Source organism: Mesorhizobium sp. B2-3-14, assembly GCF_006442175.1.
Taxonomy (GTDB): Bacteria; Pseudomonadota; Alphaproteobacteria; order Rhizobiales; family Rhizobiaceae; genus Mesorhizobium; species Mesorhizobium australicum.
Window position 1 is genome coordinate 703,710 of record NZ_VFVP01000001.1, and the last position, 17,316, is coordinate 721,025.

Here is a 17,316-nt window from a genome sequence, read left to right on the forward strand (position 1 = left end):
TCGGCCCTCAGCGAGGGCGAGGCGTGACCCGCATCGGCAGACCGCCTTGCGGCTGCGTGGTCAATTTCTGCACCGGCCAGGGTTTTGTTTCAGCGGTCGCGTCGAAGCGGAAGCGTGACAAGAGGATGGCGAGCGCGATGATCGCCTCCTGCATGGCGAAGCTGGCGCCGATGCAGACGCGCGGGCCGGCGCCGAAGGGCAGATATTGGAAGCGGTCGATCTTTTCACGGTTTCCCGGATGGAAGCGTTCGGGCAGGAAGGCGTCGGGCCGGTCCCACAGCTTCCTGTGGCGGTGAACGACCCATGGCATCACCAGCACGGCGGCGTGCTTGGGGATATAAAGATCCTTCCACATTTCCGGAACGATCGGCTCGCGATTGATCGATGGCGCCGGCGGGTAGAGCCGAAGCGCCTCGTCGAAAGCGGCGCGTGTCAGCGGCATGGCGTCGAGCCACTTCGCCGGATCGGGCTCGCGCGCCAGCACCCGGTCGATCTCCTGTTCGACCGGGTCGCGCTCCCAGGGCGATTCGGCCAGGCAATAGAGCGTCCAGCCGAGCGCGCGCGCCGTGGTCTCGTGGCCGGCGCCGATGAAGGTGATGATGTTGTCCTCGACTTCCGGGCGCGTCAGTCCGTCGGGGCCTTCGGCCTTGAGCAGCAGCGTCAGGAAATCCTGCGGCACGGCATCGGGGTCGCGCCTGAACTTCTCTTCGCGCATCTTGACCGTGTCGGTCACGATCTTGCGGAAATAGGCCATGGTCTTGCGGCCGCGGATACGGGTCAGCCGCGGCAGCCAGTCGGGTGCCCGCAGCAGGTCGAGCGGATCCACGCGGCCCATGGTTTCGAACAGGCGGTCGATCTCGTTGGCGAAACTGCCGGGCTCGCCCGCGATCTCGCCGGAAAACAGCGTCTCGGCCAGGATGTCATAGGTGAGCAGCGTCATGTCATGGGCGATATCGGACGTGCCGCCGGCCTCGTAACGGGTGACAAACTCCAGCGTCCGTTTCAGCATCGGCTGGGCGAAGCCGAAAATGTGGCGTGGCGTGAACACCGGCGCCATTGCCTTGCGCGACCGCTTCCACACCTCGCCCTCGGCCGTCAGCAGGCCGTCGCGCAGGATCGGCCTCAGTATCTTCTGGCGCACCGTCGCCATCTTGTAGTTCTTGGCGTTGTCGACCAGCACATGGCGGATCAGGCCCGGATCATTGGCGATGACCAGCGGCCCACCAGCGCCCTTGGCAGAAATCCAGGGTTCGTTGTAGGTCGGCTCGCCCCAGAGTTCGAGCGGGTTGCGATAGACGATGCGGATCATTTCCAGCGTCGAAGGCGGCGACGTGCGCGGCTTCGGGGCGGGAGGAACGAATGGGGCGGGCTGCGTGTCCATGAAGTGCTCCGCTGTTCCTATCAATGTAGTGGCTGGCACCTCCGGCGTCCATGTGACCGAACGGCAAACCGGACCGATGACGGCGGGAACGCCAGGGCGGACAGTCTGTTCATCCGATCGTGACCATTCCGTCACGGGTCCAACCTTGCCCGTTGGAACGCTCTGCCGTAGTGGCAGTCACCGACGGATACCCCCCGACAAAGGAGCCTGCCTTGAAGCACCAGTTGAACATCATCATCGGGAGCACGCGGCCCGGCCGCGCTGGCCCGGTTTTCGCCGAATGGCTGGAGACGTTCGTGCGCGAATACGGAAAATTCGAGCCAGTGCTGACCGACATAGCCGCGTTCAACCTGCCGGTCCTGGATGAACCACATCATCCAAGGCTCGGCAATTATCAGAACGACCACACCAAGGCCTGGTCGAAGGCGATGGATGCCGCTGACGCCTTCGTGTTCGTGGCGCCGGAATACAATTACTTCGCCGCACCCGCGATCATCAACGCGATCGACTATCTCGCCCGCGAATGGAAATACAAGCCCGCTGCGATCTTCAGCTATGGCGGTGTCTCCGGCGGCCTGCGCGCGGCGCAGGCGCTGAAGCCGCTGCTGACCTCGGTCGGGATCATGCCTATCCCGGAAGGTGTCGCGCTGCCGCTGTACCAGAAACTGCTCGACGAGAACGGCGCCTTCGATGCCAGCGAGCAAGTGCGGGGCGGGACCAGGACCATGCTGGACGAACTGTTGCGCTGGAGCGAGGCGTTGAAACCGATGCGCGCCGCCTGAGAGAGCCGCCTCAGCGCGGCTTGCTTGCGCCATAAAGAGGTGGAATGGTCGGCAAACGACTGAGCCGGGGGCGGTTCGACTTGCGTTTGCTGTTTGCCATGCTGCTGATGCTTGCGACCACCGCTATCGCGGCGGCCGAGCGGCGCGTGGCATTGGTGATGGCCAATGATGACTACCGGCTGGTCCGGCCGCTTGCCAACCCCGCCCATGGCGGCGAAGCGATGGAAGCGGCGCTGAAGAAACTTGGTTCCGCTGGAGCTCGACCGTACGGGCCGGCTGGCGCCCAGGGACAAATCCCCGGTCAAATATTTGCGCGGCCTTCTGGCTAAATTCAACGCCCGAAAAAAATAGCCGGCTGCCGGCTCGGCATTTGCGCCGGAAATACCTGCAAACCTTGGAAAAACCGCCTTTAGCGCCTATATCTACCCCATATCAGAAGCGCGATTCGGGGCCGATTTTTCGCGCTGTAAAAGCGGCATCTAGACAACAGGTTTTCATGAGCGACCAGACCGAGAACACAAACGGCGCTGAAGCCGAATACGGCGCCGATTCCATCAAGGTTTTGAAGGGGTTGGACGCCGTCCGCAAGCGGCCGGGCATGTATATCGGCGATACCGATGACGGCTCGGGCCTGCATCACATGGTCTATGAGGTGGTCGACAACGCCATCGACGAGGCGCTGGCCGGCCATGCCGACCTGGTTTCGGTGACGCTCAATCCCGACGGTTCGGTGACGGTTATCGACAATGGCCGTGGCATTCCAACCGACATTCACCCCAGCGAAGGCATTTCGGCGGCCGAAGTGATCATGACGCAGCTGCATGCCGGCGGAAAGTTCGACCAGAACTCCTACAAGGTGTCTGGCGGTCTGCATGGCGTCGGCGTCTCGGTGGTCAACGCGCTGTCGGCCTGGCTGAAGCTCAAGATCCGCCGCAACGGCCAGGTCTTCGAGATGAGCTTTACCCACGGCAATGCCGATGCGCCGCTGAAGGCGATCGGCAGCTACGAGCAGGACAAGCGCCCAGGCACCAATGAGGGCCGCAGCGGCACCGAGGTCACCTTCTTTCCGTCGTCCGAGACCTTTACCATGGTCGAATTCGATTTCGGCACGCTGGAGCACCGGCTGCGCGAACTCGCCTTCCTGAACTCCGGCGTGCGCATCGTTCTGACAGACGCCCGTCATGCCGACGTCGTGAAGCATGAACTGCACTATGATGGCGGCCTGGAAGAGTTCGTCAAATATCTCGACCGGGTCAAGAAACCGCTGATCGGAAAGCCCATCTCCATCAGGGCCGAGCGTGACGGCATCACCGTGGAAGTGGCGATGTGGTGGAACGACAGTTACCACGAGAATGTGCTGGCCTTCACCAACAACATCCCGCAGCGCGATGGCGGCACCCATCTGGCCGGTTTTCGCGGCGCACTGACCCGCCAGATCACCGGCTATGGCGAATCTTCGGGGCTGACCAAGAAGGAAAAGGTCTCGCTGATCGGCGACGATTGCCGCGAGGGCCTGACGGCGGTGCTGTCGGTTAAGGTTCCCGATCCGAAATTCTCGTCGCAGACCAAGGACAAGCTGGTCTCGTCGGAGGTTCGTCCCGTGGTCGAGGGACTGGTCAACGAAGCGCTCGGCACGTGGCTCGAAGAGCATCCGACCGAGGGCAAGGTGGTCGTCGACAAGGTGATCCAGGCCGCGGCGGCGCGTGAAGCGGCGCGCAAGGCTCGTGACATCACCCGCAAGACCTCGCTCGGCGTCACCTCGCTGCCCGGCAAGCTGGCCGATTGCCAGGAACGCGACCCGGCGAAGTCCGAAATCTTCATCGTCGAGGGTGACTCGGCCGGCGGCTCCGCCAAGGGCGGCCGTTCGCGCCAAAACCAGGCAATCCTTCCCCTGCGCGGCAAGATCCTCAATGTCGAGCGGGCCCGCTTCGACCGCATGCTCTCGTCCGACATGATCGGCACGCTGATCACCGCGCTCGGCACCTCGATCGGTAAGGACGAATTCAACGCCGACAAGCTGCGCTACCACAAGATCATCCTGATGACCGACGCGGACGTCGACGGCGCCCATATCAGGACCTTGCTGCTCACTTTCTTCTTCCGGCAGATGCCGGAGCTGATCGAGCGCGGCCACCTCTACATCGCCCAGCCGCCGCTCTACAAGGTGACGCGCGGCAAGAGCTCGCAATACATCAAGAATGAGAGCGCCTTCGAAGAATTCCTGATCGATTCGGGGTTGGAGGAAGCGTCCCTTACGCTCGGCTCAGGGGAAGTGCGGACCGGACAGGATCTGCACGGCGCCGTCGCCGATGCGCTTGCCGTGCGCCAGCTCATCAACGGCTTGCACACGCGCTATAACCGCGACGTCGTCGAGCAGGCTGCGATCGCCGGCGGGCTCAATCCCGAAATCTTCGCCGATCTTGGCCGCGCCAACGCGATGGCGGAGCGGATCGCGCAACGCCTTGACATCATTGCCGAGGACACCGAGCGCGGTTGGACCGGCCGCATGTCGACCTCGAACGAGGGCATCGGCGGCTATGTCTTCGAACGCACCGTGCGCAGCGTCAAGGAATACGCCCATCTCGACATGGCGTTGATCAATTCCGCCGACGCACGCCAGCTCGATCGCTACGCGCAGCGCCTCAGCGAAGTCTACGGGGCGCCGCCGGTGCTGCGCCGCAAGGAGGTGTCCGAAACAGTCTCGGGACCGCTGGCGCTGCTCAACGCGGTCTTTGCGACCGGCCGCAAGGGGCTGACCATGCAGCGCTACAAGGGTCTCGGCGAGATGAATGCCGAGCAGCTCTGGGAAACCACGCTCGATCCGAATGTGCGTTCGCTGCTGCAGGTCAAGGTCAACGATGCGACCGATGCCGACAGCCTGTTCTCGCGGCTGATGGGTGACGAGGTGGAGCCGCGGCGCGAATTCATCCAGGACAACGCACTGTCGGTCGCCAACCTGGATATTTGAGGTTTCGCCCAGCCTTTCGACAGATTGGCATGGCCCGTGCGCGCGCCAATAATGAGGATGCGCCGGAACAGAAGGCCTTCGAAGACATTGTGACAGAGTCCATCACAATTTCTTGCAGGAGGCTTTTCATGGGACGCGGCATTCTACTCTGGTTGCTCGGCATTCCGATTCCGATCATCATTCTCATCATGCTGTTCGTACGGTAGGGGGCGTCGATGCAGTCCACCCTATCGGCTGTCGACGTATCCGCTTCCACGGAATCGTCCTCCACCGCCGTCAGCTGGGGACCGATCATCGCCGGCGCTTTCGCGGCCTCGACGTTGACGTTCATCCTCACGTTGCTCGGCTCAGGCCTTGGGCTCAGCATGGTTTCACCATGGTCGGGCTCTGGCGCGTCGATCACCACCTTCGCGGTTTCCACCGCCGTCTGGCTGGTGATCGTGCAGTGGCTGTCCGCCGGTGTAGGCGGCTACCTTGCGGGCCGGTTGCGGACCAAATGGGTCGGCATCCACACCGACGAAGTGTATTTCCGTGACACCGCGCACGGCTTTCTCGCCTGGGCGCTGGCCACCTTGCTGGTCGCCGGCGTGCTTGGCTCGGCACTTTCCGCCGCGATTGGTTCAGGTGTACAGGCCGCGTCCACCGTGGCCTCGGGAGCCGCCATGGGTGCGTCGGCCGGGGCCTCGGCGAATGCCAGCGGTGCATCGACCGACAATGCGACCTCCTATCTGGTGGATTCCCTGTTCCGCCCGGCCGATCCGGCCAAGCTGGCCACCGCCAATCCTGCCGACGAAGCCGCCGCGGCCGGGCAGGCCTCGCGGATCCTGATCGCCGGCGCCGTCGCCGGCGAGGTTTCGGCGGAAGACAAGACCTATCTTGCGCAATTGGTCGCCGCGCGCACCGGCCTTTCCGAGGCTGATGCCAAGACGCGTGTCGATACGGTGCTGGCGAAGGCGCAGGACGCAAAGGTCAAGGCGAAGCAGGCGGCCGACACGGCAAGGAAAGCAAGCGCCACTTTCGCGCTTCTCGGCGCCTTGTCGCTGGTCATCGGCGCCTTCATCGCCAGTGCGGCCGCAGCGCTCGGCGGCAGGCAGCGCGATGAAGAGGAAGCGGTGTTCCTGACCAACGGCTGAAGGCAGCATCACGCCAAAATTACAGAGCCCGGCATCGACCGGGCTCTTTCTATTCGACGGTCAAGACCGGCCGGTCAGTGATCCATGGCCTTGACGATTTCCTCGGTCATCTTCTTGGCGTCGCCGAGCAGCATCATGGTGCCGTCCTTGTAGAACAGCGTGTTGTCGATGCCAGCATAGCCGGAGCCGAGCGAGCGCTTGACGAACAGGCAGGTGCGGGCCTTGTCGACGTCGAGGATCGGCATGCCGTAGATCGGCGACGACTTGTCGTCGCGCGCGGACGGGTTGGTGACGTCGTTGGCGCCGATGACATAGGCGACGTCGGCCTGCGCGAATTCCGAGTTGATGTCCTCGAGCTCGAACACTTCGTCGTACGGCACGTTGGCTTCGGCGAGCAGCACATTCATGTGACCGGGCATGCGGCCGGCGACGGGGTGGATGGCGTATTTGACGTCGACGCCATTGGCCTTGAGCTTGTCGGCCATTTCACGCAGGGCATGCTGCGCCTGGGCGACCGCCATGCCGTAACCCGGCACGATGATGACCTTCTGCGCGTTCATCATCAGGTAGGCGGCATCGTCGGCCGAACCCTGCTTGACGGTGCGCTCGATGCCGTCATCGGCCGCAGCGGCGGTCTCGCCGCCGAAGCCGCCGAGGATGACCGAGATGAAGCTTCGGTTCATGCCCTTGCACATGATGTAGGACAGGATCGCGCCCGACGAGCCGACCAGCGCGCCGGTGATGATCAGCGCCAGATTGCCGAGCGTGAAGCCAAGGGCGGCGGCCGCCCAGCCGGAATAGGAATTCAGCATCGACACGACCACCGGCATGTCGGCGCCACCGATCGGGATGATCAGGAGCACGCCGAGCACCAGCGAGGCGGCAACGATCAGCCAGAACACCAGTTTCGATTCCGTGGTGACCAGCAGCACGATCAGCACGATCAGGGCCACGCCAAGGGCAGCGTTGATGACGTGACGGCCGCCGATCATGATCGGCTTGCCCGACATGCGGCCGTCGAGCTTCAGGAAGGCAATGACTGAGCCGGTGAAGGTGATGGCACCGATGGCGACGCCAAGGCTCATCTCGACCAGCGCCTGGGCATGGATGTCGCCATCCGTGCCGATGCCGAAGCTTTCCGGCGCATAGATGGCCGCGGCCGCCACCATGACGGCGGCAAGGCCGACGAGCGAGTGGAAGGCGGCGACCAGTTGCGGCATCGAGGTCATGGCGATGCGGCGCGCGGTGACGGCGCCGACGCCACCGCCAATGGCGAGGCCAAGCACGATCAGGCCGAAGCGACCGGCGGACGGGGTTGCCAGCGCCAGCGTGGTGGCAATGGCGATGCCCATGCCGATCATGCCGTAGAGATTGCCCTGCCGGCTGGTGGTCGGATGCGAGAGGCCGCGCAACGCCATGATGAACAGGACGCCGGATACCAGATAGAGGAAGGAGGCGAGATTGACGGTCACGTCACTTGTCCTTCTTCTTGTACATGGCCAGCATGCGCTGGGTGACGAGAAAGCCGCCGAAGATGTTGACCGAGACCAGCATCAGCGCGACGAAACCGAAGCCGGCGGCGACGCCGGAGGCCGCGATGCCGACGGCGAGCAGCGCACCGACGACGATGACGGACGAGATGGCGTTGGTGACGGCCATCAGCGGCGTGTGCAGTGCCGGGGTCACCGACCAGACGACGTAATAGCCGACGAAGATCGCCAGGATGAAGATGGCGAAACGGAAGACGAAGGGATCGATGGCCCCGCCCGAGAGCGCATGCGCGGCATCACCGGCCGCCTCTGCACCGCCTGGGGCATTGGCCAGGTTCTGCACCGCGAGCCGAACGGCAGCGCTTGCCTGGTCGAGCTGATCCAGGGCTTTCTGCAAGGTCTGGTCCATCACGCGGTCCCTTTCGGCTTCGGCGAGGGTGACTTGGATGCGGCCTTCCCTGACGCCGCCTTCCTGGGCGCGGCCGTGGCATCGGCGACCATGGTCGTGGCCGGGATCGCGGCCGGCTCGACATAAGGCTGCTGGTCGGCCTTGGCGAAGGCCGGATGAACGACCTTGCCGCCGTCGGTCAGCATGGTTGCCTTGACCAGATCGTCGTCGCGATTGATGGCAAGCGTCTTGGTCGTCTTGTCGACGAGCGTCTCGACGAAGGCGAACAGGTTCCTGGCATAAAGGAGCGAGGCGGATGCCGCGATGCGACCCGGCACGTTGAGATGACCGACGATCTTTACATTGTTGACCGTGGTGACGATCTTGCCGGCCTCGGCGCCCTCGACATTGCCGCCACGCTCGACGGCGAGGTCGATGATCACCGAGCCCGGCTTCATCGAGGCGACCATCGCCGCCGACACCAGCTTCGGCGCAGGCCGGCCGGGGATCAGCGCCGTGGTGATGACGATGTCCTGCTTGGCGATGTGTTCGGCGGTCAGCGCCGCCTGCTTGGCCTGGTACTCCTTCGACATTTCCTTGGCGTAGCCGCCGGCCGTCTCGGCGGCCTTGAACTCCTCGTCCTCGACTGCGAGGAACTTCGCGCCGAGCGAGGCGACTTGTTCCTTGGCGGCGGGCCGAACGTCGGTGGCGGTGACGACGGCACCGAGACGGCGCGCGGTGGCGATCGCCTGCAGGCCGGCAACGCCGACGCCCATGATGAAGACCTTGGCCGCCGGCACCGTGCCAGCCGCCGTCATCATCATCGGCAGCGCCCGGTCGTATTCGGCGGCTCCGTCGATCACCGCCTGGTAGCCGGCAAGATTGGCCTGGCTGGACAGGACGTCCATCGATTGCGCGCGGGTGATGCGCGGCATGAACTCCATCGAGAAGGCGGTGACGCCGGCTTTGGCCAAGGCCGCGACAGCCGCATCGTTGCCGTAGGGATCCATGATGGCGATCACCGCGGCGCCGGATTTGTAAATCTTCAGCTCGGCATCCGTTGGCCGGCGAACCTTCAGCACGACATCGGCATTGGCGACATCCGAGGCCTTGCCGATGACAGCACCCGTCTTGGCAAACTCTTCGTCGGGGATACGCGAGCGGGTGCCGGCTCCGGCTTCGACGATCACGTCGAAACCCAGGGCCGTCAGCCGCTTCACCGTATCGGGCGAAGCCGCGACACGCGGCTCGTTCGCGTCGAGCTCACGAGGGATGAAAACCGTCTGTCCCACCGCATGATCCTTTCGGCCGGAACCTGTCTGCGCGAAGTGTCGACCGGGATATCCGGCGACGTCAACCGCAAGAGCGTTTTGGAAGGTCTATCGCAGAATGAAGGCGCCGACTGCCAGAATAAGCACGAACAGGATCAGCGCAGAGAAGAAGCCGCCCGCGAAGAAGCCGAAAGCCATCGCCAGGAGAAGCGCGCCGCAGAAGAGCGAGCCATATTTGGCCAGCGCCAGGAAGCCCGCGTAGGTGCGGTCATGCTCGGCATAGTCCATCTTCGCGCCCAGTTCTACAGGACCGCTCGGCGTGTGCTCAGCCATAGGAATACCCCTTCGAAGACATCTTTCAGGCACATACCGAAAAGCTGGGCGCAGGGCAATGGCGCTATTGCCGCATCGCAGCCGACAACTCCCTCAAGGGAAAATTGAAACTGGCGGCCGATGCCCGCGGGGATGGCTTTTGCGCGAGCCCTGCCCAGCGTCTCAGCCAGCAAGGTGAGGAAAAAGCCCGAGCAGCCCAACGACAATCAGATAGAGCGCGACGATGTAGTTCAGGAGCCGCGGCATGATCAGGATCAGCACGCCGGCGATCAGCGAGATAAGCGGTGTGAGCGCGAGCGAGTGGATGGTCATGACCGTATTCCTTCCCACGAACAATGCGACAGGAGCCCGGGGCGAAATGCCCGTTGGGCAGGATCGCGGCGATCCTCGATGGCGATGCCGCTACCTATAACGGCGAAGCCGCGGGAAGGTTCAGATGCAAGGACGACGCCCGTTCAGGCAGCATCGCGGTAGTATTTCGCCGTCGGCACTATGGACAGCGGCGTCAGCCGGTTGATGGCCGGATTGGCGAACATCATCCGCTGTTCCACGGCTGTCGACTTAAAGAACGGAAACCGTTCGAGTGTCTGGCGCAAGTTTTCGCCGCACGGGATTTCGAACAGAGCGATCGGCGCGAGGACTCCCGGGAACACCTTGCCCTCTGTCCTCTGAACGGCATGAAAGATACGAGCATAGTAAGCGGAGTGCTCGATCTTGACCGGCGTTAGCACTGCGGTAAGCCCAAAGTAAGAAGCGGCCACCATGCCAAGCCTGAGCGTCAGAAAAGGCAGAACTCCGGGCGCGGGCGCACTGTCGGCATCGGTTGCGAAACGAGTCCCGTCGATGAACGTCTCTCCGCGGGCAAGCCGCTCGGCCAATATTTCGGGATAGGCATCAACGGACGGCGAATGAGGGTGCTCTCTGGAAATGTAGTGAAGCCGTAACGTGCTGACCAGCTGTCCATCGAAATAGACGCCGAACCGATAGGAATTCGGCAGATTGTCCCAGCGATCCTCGAACATCCCGCTGGCGATCGGGCCGCACATGCCCGATTGCAGGTAGGATTGATAGCGAAGGCGGTAGATCGCCTCCAGATCCTCGCCTCCAGTGATGAGACGGTAGTCGACATGCTCAAGCAATTGCATGATCGACTGGTTCAGCGCCGACCCAGCATTGGAGCTGGCGCCAGCCCGCGCATCGTTTCTCGCAGCATCCATTCTCAAGTCCTCGTATCCGCCGTGAACAGGCTATTCGGGTTGAAATGAGACACAAGCCGAAAATTGGATCCCACTGGTTTACCACTTGTTAACCTTAACAGCTGGAGATCCTTGGCTGCCGGAGTGGTTGCTAAAGGGCGGCTTGGACGTTCTAGTCCAAGCCTTCATTCTTATGAAGGGCGGGCTGCAGACTCGGGCGCGAAAAGCACTGGAGCGTTCCGCTTCGAAAGATGCGTCGATCCGATCAAAGCTTTCGCTTCTTTAAATTCGGCCAAAGCTACTGCACGCATTGCTTGGGTTTTTTCGCGATCAACCGAATATTGTGGTTCGTACTTGCCGCACGATCCAAGCAACGCGTATTATCAACTCGGCGAGGACGAAAGCTAGCCGACTGTGCGCTTGGCGGCGAGACGCAGATCCGCAGCAAACGGCCAGGTGACGTTCGACATCGTCTCGATGCCCGACGCGCTGAGCGCCGCTCCGAACAGAAAGCCCTGGACAAGATCCGGCTTCACCGAATGCATGAGGACCTTAAGCTGCTCGAATGTTTCCACGCCTTCGATGGTGACGGTGAGCCCCAGGACACGGGTCAGGTCGACGACGCCCTTCAACAGCTCGAGCGAGCGCGGATTGTGGGTGACGTCCATCACGAACGACCGGTCGATCTTGATCTTGTCGAGCGGAAGCTTGTGGAGATAGCTCAGGCTTGAATAGCCGGTGCCGAAATCGTCGAGGGCGATGCGGACGCCAAGCTGCTTCAGTTCCTCGATATACTGGCGGGTCAGGGATTTGTCGTCGAGCAGCGCGGTTTCCGTGACTTCGATCTCCAGGCGGCTAGCATCGAGGCCGGAGTTAGCCAACGCATCGCGCACCTTTTGGATGACGTCGCGGCTGCGGAAATCCCTCGCCGAGAGATTGACCGAGACGCTGGTCTGGTCAGGCCATTTGGCGCATTCGGTGCAAGCTGCATGCAGCACAAAGGTGCTGATCTCGGAAATGATGCCCATCTCCTCGGCCAGCGGAATGAAGATGCCGGGCGAAATCGGTCCGAGATCGGGATGGTCCCAACGGCAGAGCGCCTCGCAGCTGGCGATGCGCATGGTGTTCATCGCCACGATGGGCTGGTAGACGACCCGCAGTTCCCTGCCTTCCACGGCACTGCGCAGATCCGCCTTCATCAGCTGGCGATTGCGGAATGCGGCATCCATTGCCGCCTCGAACAGCCGCCACCCGTTCTTGCCGAGTTCCTTGGCCTTGTAGAGCGCCAGGTCCGCCTTGACGATCATGGCGTCGACATCGGTTCCACCGACCTTGGACAGTACCGCGCCGGCGCTGGCCTGGATCCGCAGCCCGTGGCCCGCCACGTCGACCTCGCCCTGCAGCTCGGCGAAAATCTGGTCGAGCAGGCTCTCCAGATGGCTCTCGTCATCGATGCGGTCGAAGAACAGCATGAACTCGTCGCCACCGAAGCGGCTGACGGTAAGGCCTTGCCCGGCGATGGCCGCCAGCCGGTCGGCCACGGCGTAGATCAGCCCGTCGCCGACGGGATGGCCGAGCGTGTCGTTGACGCTCTTGAAATCGTCGAGGTCGATCACGGCGAGGCCGCACAGGCGATCCCGGTCGCCGGAGGCCATCAGCTCGCCGACCAGTTCGTGGAAATAGGCGCGGTTGGGAAGGCCGGTGAGATTGTCGTAGCGCGCCATGAAGCGGATCTTTTCCTCCGCTTCGACGCGCGCCGTGACATCCTCGAAGGTGATCACGCCGAGTTCCTGGCTGCCTTCGCGCGCGGAGAATTCGTAATGCTGGCCGTTGGCGAGCGAAACAAGCACCTTGCGGTCCCTGCCCTCGCGCAGCGCGCGCGTCAGCTGCGCCTCGACGTAGCGGCAGTCCTTCGGCGCCAGCATGCCGCCGGCGACGCCGCGCATCAGAAGCCCGTGGATGGATCGCCCGAGCAGCGCGTCGGCCGATTTCAGCGACATCAGGTGGGCGGCCTCGGCATTGGCGACCGCGACGCGTCCGTCAGGGCCGAGCATGACCAGGCCATGCGACATGGTGTTGAGCGCGCGGTCGAACTTGCGCGTTATGCTTTTCGCCTGCTTGTGGCCGATGACCGCCGAAAACAGCACATTGCGAACATGGTCGGCGCTGTTGATGGTAATGAACGTCATCGGGAAGATCATCAGACCGAGGACGACGGACGGGGCATCCAGACGCAGCAGGAGCGCAAGCGCCGCCGGACCGATGAAGGTTACAGAAAAAATCCGCACCATGCGCGGAGAACCGTAATTGCGGGCGACAACCGTGACCAGGGTCGCCAGGGTCAGCGACATTGCCGCCAGTTCGGCGAATGGGTCGGGATACACATAGATCGACACGAAGCACAGCGCACCCAATCCGAGGCCCTGCAAGCAGCCCTTGAGGATGTAACTGCGCTCCAATCGGTGTGCGTGTTCGACGTCGGCAATCACGCCGCCCGTCTTCAGGAAGCTGCGAATACCGAAATAACGCAGAAGGCTGATCGGCAGTAGAATAAAAGAAAAGGCCAGAAACAACGGATTTTGCGTGCGCAGATAAATCATGAATCCGAGGATCCAGTAGCACGCGCCACCGATCACCAACATGTGCGCGTTGTCGAACAACGACCGCACAAATTGGATATAGACATCCGCGGGGATGCTTTCGGTCTTTGTTTTGCCCATATGATCGGCCCAACGCTAAGCCTTGTCATGCCACAACCGCCTTAAGAAAGGCTTAGACAGAGGGCTTAAGCTACAGCTTCGGCCGACCCGCCTCGGCAAGAGGAACCTTGCAGCAGGCTTCAGGCATGGGTGGAGAAATCACTCAGCGGCACTGAGAACCGGTACCGGCATGATTTGGGTCAGTCGCTGGAGCAGTCTGGAGCGCTCGCCCGCCGCCTTTTCGGCGCTTGCCTGCCGGACATGGCCATAGCCGCGGATCAGCGCCGGGACCGAGACCAGGGCTACCGCGGCCTCGATCTTGCCCGGCGCCAGCGAGCTGGCCACGAGCTGTAGATCGGCCTCGTACTGCGCCAGCAATTGCCGCTCCATGCGCCGCTCGGCGGTGTAGCCGAACAGGTCGAAGGCCGTGCCGCGCAGGCCCTTCATCGCGGCCAGCAGGCGAAAGCCTTTCATCATCCAAGGGCCGAAGCTCGATTTCCTAGGTTTGCCGTCATTGCCGCGACGTCCCATGATCGGCGGGGCGAGATGGAATTCAAGTTTCTCGTAGCTCTGGAACTGCTTGCCAAGCGCGGCGGCGAAGGAGCCGTCGGTATAAAGCCGCGCAACCTCGTATTCGTCCTTGATCGCCATCAGCTTGAACAGGCTTTTGGCGGCGGCTTCGGTCACGGCGGTCGAACCCGGCACGGCCTTCGTTTCTGACCCTCGCAGCGTCGATATCCTGTCGGCGTAGCGCTTAGCGTAAGCAGCGTTCTGATAGGCCGTGAGGAAGGCGGCACGGCGGGCGATGATATCGTCGAGTGTCTCGGCGGCCGGAGCAGCCTTCCCGGCGATCGTCGGGCCGGGCTGGGCGATGAGGCCGCGCACGAAATCCGGCTGATGCGCGGCGCGGCGGCCCCAGCGGAAAGCAGCGATGTTCATCGCCACCGCTTCACCATTCAATTCGATGGCCTTTTCGACGGCTTCGGCCGAGAGCGGCAGACCGCCGTACTGGAAGGCAAAGCCGAGCATGAACATGTTGGCGCCCAGCGAATTGCCGAACAGGGCTGTGGCGGTGCGGGTGGCGTCGAAGAAATGCGCCTTGTCGTCACCGGCCGCTGAGCGGATCGCCTTCTTCAGGCGCTCGATCGGCAGCGAGAAATCGGCCGATCGAGCAAATTCGCCCGGCATGATCTCGGCGGTGTTGGCGAGGAAGATCGTATGCCCCTCGCGCACCGCCGTCAGCACTTTCTTGGCGCCCGACACGACGAGATCGCAGCCGAGCACGAGGTCGGCCTTTCCCGCCGAAACGCGAATGGCATTGATGTCCTCCGGCGTGCGGGCGATGCGGACATGGGTGAACACCGAGCCACCCTTCTGGGCGAGGCCGGCCATGTCGATCATGCCGCAGCCCTTGTCCTCCAGATGCGCCGCCATGCCGAGCACGGCGCCGACGGTGACGACGCCGGTGCCGCCGACGCCATCGATGATCGCCGCCCAGCCCTCGACGCCGAGCGGGAATTCGGCTGGCATGGGCACGCCTTCAAGCGGGTCGGTCCCGCCGGCCAGGCCCTCGGCCTTGCGGATCTTGGCACCGTGCACGGTGACGAAGGACGGGCAGAAGCCGTTGACGCAGGAGAAATCCTTGTTGCAGCTCGACTGGTCGATCTTGCGCTTGCGGCCGAATTCGGTCTCGACCGGCTGGATCGAGACGCAGTTCGATTGCACGCCGCAATCGCCGCAGCCTTCGCAGACCAGTTCGTTGATAAATACCCGCTTGTCGGGATCGGGAAAGGTGCCGCGCTTGCGACGACGGCGCTTTTCGGCGGCGCAGGTCTGGTCGTAGAGCAGGATCGATACGCCCTTGACGTCGCGCAGCTCGCGCTGGACGAGGTCGAGGTCGTCGCGGTGGTGGATAGTGGCGCCGGCCGAGAATTCGGCCTTCCCCGCATATTTGTCGGGTTCGTCGGTGACGATGGCGATGCGGTCGACGCCCTCTGCCCGCACCTGCCTGGCAATCATGTCCACCGTCAGCCCGCCCTCATGCGGCTGGCCCCCAGTCATGGCGACGGCGTCGTTGTAGAGGATCTTGTAGGTGATGTTGGCCTCGCTCGAGAGGGCGAAGCGGATCGCCAGCGTGCCGGAATGGTTGTAGGTGCCGTCGCCGAGATTCTGGAAGATGTGGTCGCGCCTGGAGAACGGCGCCTGGCCGACCCATTGCGCCCCCTCGCCGCCCATGGCGGTAAAGCCAACGGTGTTGCGATCCATCCACAGCGCCATGAAGTGACAGCCGATGCCGGCGGCGGCGATCGAGCCGTCAGGCACCTTGGTCGAGGAATTGTGCGGACAGCCCGAACAGAAGAAGGGTGTGCGCAAGCCGATGTCGGTGGCATCGGCCAGCATCGCCTGGAACTGGCGTAGCTTGGCTACCCTGGCCGAAATCTCTTCGGATGGGCCGATGGTCTTGAGGATTCTTTCGCCGAGCGCAATGGCGATCTCGTTGGGGTCGAGCGCCCCCTTGGCCGGAAACAGCCAGTCGCCGCGCTCGTCCTTCTTGCCGACGATGGCCGGCTGCGAGGCCGTGCCATAAAGGCTTTCGCGCAGTTGCACCTCGATCAGCGAGCGTTTCTCCTCGACGACGACGATGGTGTCGAGACCGCGCGCGAAGTCGGCGATGTGCTGCAGGTCGAGCGGCCAGGGGCAGCCGACCTTGAACAGCCGCACGCCGATGCGGTTGGCGGCCGCCTCGTCGATGCCGATATCCTCCAGCGCCTGGCGGACATCGAGATAGCTCTTGCCCAGCGTGATGATGCCGAGTTTCGGATTGTGGCCGCCCGAATAGACGATCCTGTTCAGCCCATTGGCATGGATGAAGGCGGAGGCAGCGGCACGCTTGTGCTCATGCAGCCGTTCTTCCTGGCCGAGCATGTCGATCTCGTGGCGGATGTTGAGGCCGCCCGGCGGCATGTCGAAATCCGGGACGACGATGTTCAACCGTTGGAGCGAGGCATCGACCGAAGCCGTCGATTCGATGTTGTCCTTGACGCATTTGATCGCCGCCCAGGTGCCGGCGAAGCGCGACATGGCAAAGCCGTACAGGCCGTAGTCGATGATCTCCTGGACACCGGCCGGGTTGAGGATCGGCACCATGGTGTCGACGAAGAGGAATTCCGTGGCGTGCGCATTGGTCGAGGATTCGGCCATGTGGTCGTCACCCATGAGCGCAAGGACGCCGCCATGTCTGGACGAGCCGGCGAGATTGGCGTGGCGGAACACGTCGCCCGAACGATCGACGCCCGGCCCCTTGCCGTACCAGACCGAAAAAACGCCATCATGGGTGCCCTCGCCCAGCAGTTCCGTCTGCTGCGAGCCCCAGCAGGCGGTGGCGGCCAACTCTTCGTTGAGGCCGGGCTGGAAAACGATGTCGGCCCCGGCGAGCTGCTTTTTCGCCTTCCACAGCTGCATGTCGAGGCCACCGAGCGGCGACCCGCGATAGCCAGAGACGAAGCCTGCCGTGTTCAGGCCGACGCGGCGGTCGCGCTCGCGCTGCATCAGGAGCATGCGAATGACCGCCTGCGCGCCGGACAGGAAGATGCGCTCCTTTCCAAGATCGAACTTGTCGTCGAGCGCGACATCATGCAGCGTCATCAGGCATTTCCTCTGCGAAGGCCGCGCGGG

General features: G+C 63.1%; 14 protein-coding genes. 5 read left to right on the top strand and 9 right to left on the bottom strand.

Features of this window, described 5'->3' with window-relative positions; all coding sequences use genetic code 11:
* Positions 1–7: 7 nt before the first annotated feature.
* On the bottom strand, positions 8–1,381 hold the full coding sequence (locus tag FJ950_RS03220) for a cytochrome P450 (RefSeq protein WP_140614999.1): 1,374 nt from the start codon (positions 1,379–1,381) through the stop codon (positions 8–10).
* 212 nt (positions 1,382–1,593) lie between these two features.
* Here FJ950_RS03220 and FJ950_RS03225 point away from each other — a divergent pair, with 212 nt between their 5' ends.
* From FJ950_RS03225 to FJ950_RS03240, 5 genes are all read left to right on the top strand, one after another.
* Positions 1,594–2,163 (top strand): NADPH-dependent FMN reductase, encoded by a 570-nt coding sequence (locus FJ950_RS03225; protein ID WP_140615001.1) that lies wholly within the window; start codon positions 1,594–1,596, stop codon positions 2,161–2,163.
* A gap of 44 nt (positions 2,164–2,207) precedes the next feature.
* Positions 2,208–2,492 (top strand): hypothetical protein, encoded by a 285-nt coding sequence (locus tag FJ950_RS29435; protein ID WP_181171075.1) that lies wholly within the window; start codon positions 2,208–2,210, stop codon positions 2,490–2,492.
* A gap of 167 nt (positions 2,493–2,659) precedes the next feature.
* Positions 2,660–5,131: a DNA topoisomerase (ATP-hydrolyzing) subunit B gene (gene gyrB, locus FJ950_RS03235; protein WP_140615003.1), complete on the top strand. Its 2,472-nt coding sequence runs from the start codon at positions 2,660–2,662 to the stop codon at positions 5,129–5,131.
* 29 nt (positions 5,132–5,160) lie between these two features.
* A complete protein-coding gene (locus tag FJ950_RS29440; RefSeq protein ID WP_181171077.1) occupies positions 5,161–5,337 on the top strand; it encodes a hypothetical protein in 177 nt (58 codons plus the stop codon).
* 9 nt (positions 5,338–5,346) lie between these two features.
* Complete coding sequence (locus FJ950_RS03240) at positions 5,347–6,264, top strand: hypothetical protein (RefSeq protein ID WP_140615005.1); 918 nt, start codon at positions 5,347–5,349, stop codon at positions 6,262–6,264.
* 74 nt (positions 6,265–6,338) lie between these two features.
* Here FJ950_RS03240 and FJ950_RS03245 read toward each other — a convergent pair whose 3' ends face one another.
* The 8 genes from FJ950_RS03245 to FJ950_RS03280 all read right to left on the bottom strand — a co-directional run bounded on the left by FJ950_RS03245 (position 6,339) and on the right by FJ950_RS03280 (position 17,286).
* Entirely contained in the window at positions 6,339–7,736 is a 1,398-nt protein-coding gene (locus FJ950_RS03245) for an NAD(P)(+) transhydrogenase (Re/Si-specific) subunit beta (RefSeq protein ID WP_015314276.1), read from the bottom strand.
* Position 7,737: 1 nt separating this feature from the next.
* A complete protein-coding gene (locus FJ950_RS03250; RefSeq protein WP_174361964.1) occupies positions 7,738–8,166 on the bottom strand; it encodes a proton-translocating transhydrogenase family protein in 429 nt (142 codons plus the stop codon).
* The gene (locus tag FJ950_RS03255; RefSeq protein WP_140615007.1) at positions 8,163–9,434 is read right to left on the bottom strand and encodes a Re/Si-specific NAD(P)(+) transhydrogenase subunit alpha; all 1,272 of its coding nucleotides are present in this window, start codon (positions 9,432–9,434) and stop codon (positions 8,163–8,165) included. Before FJ950_RS03255 ends, FJ950_RS03250 begins: the two co-directional genes overlap by 4 nt.
* An 87-nt stretch (positions 9,435–9,521) precedes the next feature.
* Positions 9,522–9,746 (bottom strand): aa3-type cytochrome c oxidase subunit IV, encoded by a 225-nt coding sequence (locus tag FJ950_RS03260; protein ID WP_015314279.1) that lies wholly within the window; start codon positions 9,744–9,746, stop codon positions 9,522–9,524.
* A gap of 162 nt (positions 9,747–9,908) precedes the next feature.
* Entirely contained in the window at positions 9,909–10,058 is a 150-nt protein-coding gene (locus tag FJ950_RS03265) for a DUF3096 domain-containing protein (protein ID WP_015314280.1), read from the bottom strand.
* Between the two features lie 143 nt (positions 10,059–10,201).
* Positions 10,202–10,963 carry an acyl-homoserine-lactone synthase gene (locus tag FJ950_RS03270; protein ID WP_140615009.1) on the bottom strand — a complete coding sequence of 254 codons (762 nt, stop codon included), beginning with the start codon at positions 10,961–10,963 and terminating at the stop codon, positions 10,202–10,204.
* Positions 10,964–11,346: 383 nt separating this feature from the next.
* Positions 11,347–13,662, bottom strand: a complete 2,316-nt coding sequence (locus FJ950_RS03275) for an EAL domain-containing protein (RefSeq protein ID WP_015314282.1) — start codon at positions 13,660–13,662, stop codon at positions 11,347–11,349.
* Positions 13,663–13,800: 138 nt separating this feature from the next.
* Positions 13,801–17,286: an indolepyruvate ferredoxin oxidoreductase family protein gene (locus FJ950_RS03280; RefSeq protein ID WP_140615011.1), complete on the bottom strand. Its 3,486-nt coding sequence runs from the start codon at positions 17,284–17,286 to the stop codon at positions 13,801–13,803.
* Positions 17,287–17,316 lie beyond the last annotated feature (30 nt).